At 63.4% G+C, this 5,054-nt stretch carries 1 protein-coding gene; it reads right to left on the reverse strand.

The window, feature by feature from the left end:
* Positions 1–4,061: beta strand repeat-containing protein (locus NUU27_RS24870; protein ID WP_374568131.1), on the reverse strand; the 4,061-nt coding region annotated here is incomplete at its 3' end.
* Positions 4,062–5,054: the final 993 nt, after the last annotated feature.

Here is a 5,054-nt window from a genome sequence, read left to right on the forward strand (position 1 = left end):
GCCGAGGCCTCCGGCGAGACAGCGCGACGCCCCTTCAGCCCTGTTCCTTCCGCAATCGCCGTGTTGGTGATGCCGTCCTCCACCCCTTGCGCGTTGGCGATGTCCTGCTCGCTCAGCGTATAGGTCGCCGTGAAGACCTGGCTCTGGCCCGGCTCGAGGCTGGCGCTTGCCGGCGCAAAACCCGACAGGCTGCCCGTCCCCGCCTTGCCGTCGAAGCGCGGGCCGGCATCCACCGGCTTGACCTCGCTTGCCGGCACGTTGCCGTCATTGACCACTGTGAAGGTGTAAAGGATCGTGTCGCCGGCCTCGGCCAGTTGCCCGGCCGTCCCCTGGAAGGCGCCCGCCTTCTCGAGCGCCAGCGACAGTCTTTGCGGCAGCAGCGTCACCGTCGGATCGTCCGGCTCGCCGTCGCCCTCCACGTCCACATCCGTCAGGTCCGCCGGGTCGTCCGAAACATCCGAAACCGCCGTTCCGTCGGCTCCCGTCCCCACGACCAGCGCGGTTGCCACGATCGCGCCCGCCTCTATGTCGGCCGCCGTCAGCGGATAGCTCGCCGTGAACGTCCCCGTGTCCTCGGCGCCCGGCGCCAAGCTGGCGATGCTGCCTCCCGACACCGGGACCGCAGCGTTCACGCGCAGACCCGCCGGCACCACGATGTCCATCCCGGTCACGTCGAGGCTGGCGATGATGATCCCGGTCAAGGTCACATTGCCGGTGTTCCGCATCTTGAACGCATAGGTCACCGCATCGCCGGGCGAAGGAAAGCCGTCGCCGTCCGGATCCGTCAGCGTTCCCGTCAAGAACAGCTGGATATCAGCCCTGGGTTCAAGCGTGATCACGGTCGGACCGGGCCCTTGCTCCGTCTGAGAAGACCGCTCCAGCGTATCCCCGTTCGGCCCGCTCGCCTTCAACGTTGCAATGTTCTCCACCTTGCCGGCATCGATGTCCGACTGGCTGATCGTGTAGCTGGCCGTAAAGGTGCCGCTGTCACGGGCACCCGGTGCAAGGCTGGCAAGCGGACCGCCCGATACCACGGTCAACGAATCCTCTATCGTGATGTCTGTCAGCGTGACGTTGCCCGTGTTGTCGATCGTGAACGTATAGTCCACCGTTTCGCCAGCATCGGCAAAGCCGTTGCCGTTCATGTCGTTCAGCATCGCCCGTTTGATCAGCAGCGCATCGGGTGTCACCGAGAGCGGGACGGTCGCGTTCGCGGAGGCATTCACGGTCGCCCCGTCCGGCCCGGTTCCCACGGCATCGGCCGCATTGACGACCTCGCCGGCGTCGATTTCGGCCTGCGTCAACGGATAATGCGCGACAAAACTCGCCGTGTCCGAGGTTCCGGGGGCGAGGCCGGCAAGCGGACCGCCGGACACCGGGGCTTGCAGGTCCGTCACCCGAATGTCGGTCAGGGTCACATTGCCGAGGTTCGTTACCGTGAAGGCGTAGCCGATGTGATCCCCCACGTCCGCCAAGCCGTTGCCGTTCGTGTCCTGGTAGGTTCCCGTCTTTGTCAGGCCGATCGACGGGCTGCGCGCCAGCGGGACCATCGCGTTCGCCGTGGAACTCACCGGACTGCCGTTGTCCCCGGCCGAACTCTTCGCCTCTGCCGTGTTCTCGACGCGACCCGCATCGATGTCCGCCTGCGTCAGGGCGTAGCTCGCCGAGAACGTCCCACCGTCCGCAGCGCCCGGCGCAAGGCTGGCAAGCGGACCGCCCGCCACGGTGACCAGCGGATCGTCCATCGTGATGCTCGTCAGCGTGACATTGCCCGTGTTCTCGATCGTGAAGGCGTATCCGACATGATCGCCGACATCCGCCACGCCATTGCCGTTCGTATCCTGATAGCTGCCCGTCTTGGTCAGGCTGATCGACGGGCTGCGCGTCAGCGGGACGACGGCATTCGATGTGTCGGAAACCGCCGTGCCGTCCGGCGCACTGCCGGACGCCTCGGCAACGTTGGAGAATGAACCGGCATCGATGTCGGCCTGCGTCAACAGATAGCTCGCCGTGAAGGTCGTCGTGTCCGAGGCTCCCGGGGCAAGGTCGGCAAGCGGCCCGCCCGAAAGCTGCACCAGGGGATCAGCCAGCGTGATGTTCGAGAGCGTCACGTTGCCGGTATTGGCAACGGCGAAACCATAGGCAACGCGATCGCCCACATCCGTGATCCCGTTGCCGTTCGTGTCCTCGTAGCTGCCCGTTTTCGTCAGCGTGAGCGCCGGTCTGCGCGTCAGCGTGACTGTCGCGCTCGACGGGTCGCTGGCCATGCCGCCATCCGGTGCGCGGCCGGACGCCATCGCCTCGTTCACCACCTTACCGGCATCGATATCCGACTGTGTCAGCGCATAGCTCCCGGTGAACGTCGTGATATCGGCACCGCCCGGCGCAAGGCTCGAAAGCGGCCCGCCGGACACGGCAAGTAGAGGGTCCGTCACCGTGACGTCCGACAGGGTCACGTTGCCCGTGTTCGCGACCGCGAAACTGTAGGCGATCGTATCGCCCACATCCGCAATGCCGTTGCCGTTCGTGTCCTGATAGGTCCCTGCTTTCGAGAGCGTGATCTTCTCGGTCGCTTGCAGGAGGTTCGTTGCCGACGCCCCGTCGCCGACCGGATCGCCATCGGGCGCGCTGCCCGTCGCTTCGGCCATATTGGCGACCATGCCGGCATCGATATCCGCCTGCGTCAAAGCATGTATCGCGGTAAAGGTCGTGGTATCCGTCGCCCCCGGAGCCAGGCTGGCGATCGGCCCGCCGAAGACGCTTGCCTGGGTGTCCGTCACCATGATTCCGGTGATCGTCACCGTGCCGGTGTTCTCGACCGTGAAACTGTAGCCGATGTGATCCCCGACATCCGTGACGCCATTGCCGTTGGTGTCCTGGTAGCTTCCCAGTTTTTCGAGGCTGATCTTTTCGCTCCCGTGGCTCGCCACCGTCACGCTCGCCATATCGCTGACAGGAGTGCCGTCGGGCGCATTGCCGGTGACCGTGGCCGTGTTGGACACCCCACCGGCATCGACCTCCGCCTGCGTCAGGACATGGGTTGCCGTGAAGGTCGTGCTGTCCTCCACACCAGGAGCAAGGCTGGCGATCGGCCCACCCAGCACCGTCACGTTCGGATCGGTCAGGGTGACATTGGTGAGCGTCACATTGCCGGTATTCTCGATGGCAAAGGCGTAGGACACGGTCTCTCCTGCGTCCATCGCATTGTTGCCGTTGGCATCGACATGCGTGGCCGATTTTTCGAGGGAAATCCTTCGGATGCTCTCGAACGTTACCGTGATGCTCGCCTGATCGCTAACCGAGCTGCCGCCCGGCGCGCTACCCGTGACCGAAGCCGTGTTCGACCTCTCGCCGGCATCGATATCGGCCTGGGTGAGCACATGGGTGGCGCTGAAGGTGGTGTCGTCGGAGCTGCCGGGGGCAAGGCTGGCGAGCGGTCCGCCCGTCACCGTCACGCCCGGATCGCTGACCGTGATGTTCGACACCGTCACATTGCCCGCATTCGTCACCGTGAAAGAATAGTTGACGTGATCGCCTGCATCGATGAAGCCATTGCCGTTCGCGTCAAAGGGTGTACCGGTCTTTTCGAGGCCGATCCGCGGGGTATGCGGGATCGGCACGTTGGTCGGTTGCTCCTCGGCGTCGACAGCGGATCGGGAGTAGGCACTCATCTCCCCGACGGTCGGAGAGGTTCCAACGCCGACGGCCTGGTTGGAAAGCCCGCCCGCGTCGATATCCGCCTGCGTCAACACATAGGTCGCCGTGAAGGTCGCCGTTTCATTCGGCGCAAGCGTTCCCTGGGGAGACGAGCCGCTGTTGGAGACGAAGGTCGGTCCTGAAGTCAGGCTGAGAGACGTTCCATCGGACCGTTCGAGGATGTCCTCGCTGATCGAGACATTGGTCAGCGTTTCGATGCCGATGTTCTCGACCTTCATGGTGAAGGTCACGGTATCGCCGGCCAGGCTGGCGCCGGTGGAAGCCGTTTTGATGACCTTGAGCGGTGAAACACCCAGCGCAAAGTTGACAACGCACGGTAGCCCGGAGGTCCAAAGCGCACGCACGGTCAGTTCCTGGCTTGTCGCAGTGGCCGTGAAAGTGAAGACCCTGTGCGACCAGTTGTCGTCAGGAAGGTTGAAATTCTCAGGCGCTCCACCTTGGATGGTCAGGGTGAGACCGGTACACGAGGCAGGATAACCGGAACCTTGTCCTCCACGCGGCAGGCCAAAAAACGGGATTCGATATGTCCTTCCGGGCACCAGACCCTGAATGGTTGTCTTGATCGCCTCCTGATCGGTCGTAGATGCGCCATACATGCTCGCAAAAGTCGGATCCCCCGTCGGAAGAGCAGGAAGAGGCCCATTGACCCAAGGATAATTCTGCCACCCCCACCGGTTTTGGTCTGAGCAATCGGGGGTGTTATAGACAATGCTCCAACCTGCGGGCGTCGTGTTGGGACCAACCGTGCAGGGTGAAGTTGGTGGAATATATTGTGCTTGAACCGGCGGTGTTGCTCCAAGGAGCAAACAGGCAAACACCAAGAAGCAGAAGAGTGCCTGCAGCGCTCCCCTGACATGCCGGGTTCCATTGATCCGCCGCGGACGGTTACCGAGATTCTGTGATGCGAATGCTTGCCGTGCCGAGCCGGAACCAGCCATCGGAATGTCTCCCCAATTATGTGATCGGATCAACGTGCCGCCAGGTTCCGCTGAAGCGGCCTTCGGACGAATCCGCCTGGCCCGCGAAACACGAAAGGTGTTTGTGCGTGTTCGTGGAGATTTGGGAACGCCGGTCGACGAAGGTGGATTCCGTGCTTGGTCGGAAGTTGCTCGCCCGCCAGCATAGACTGAACCGGATTGATCGTGTTCGAAAGAGTCGATCATTTTCACACCCGCATTTGATACCTGAACGGCGTCTTCAAGCCTGGCAGACGAGAATCCGCGTGGTCGAGGATGAGGGCGGACAACCGCACCTCATCAGTTGCGAGGGGGTATCTTTACGGTAAGCAGGTGGCGGCGCCCGGGCTGGGGGCCCGGGCGCTCGGCGTTCACTTGTAG

The sequence above is a fragment of the Nitratireductor sp. ZSWI3 genome (genome assembly GCF_024655565.1).
GTDB lineage: Bacteria > Pseudomonadota > Alphaproteobacteria > Rhizobiales > Rhizobiaceae > Nitratireductor.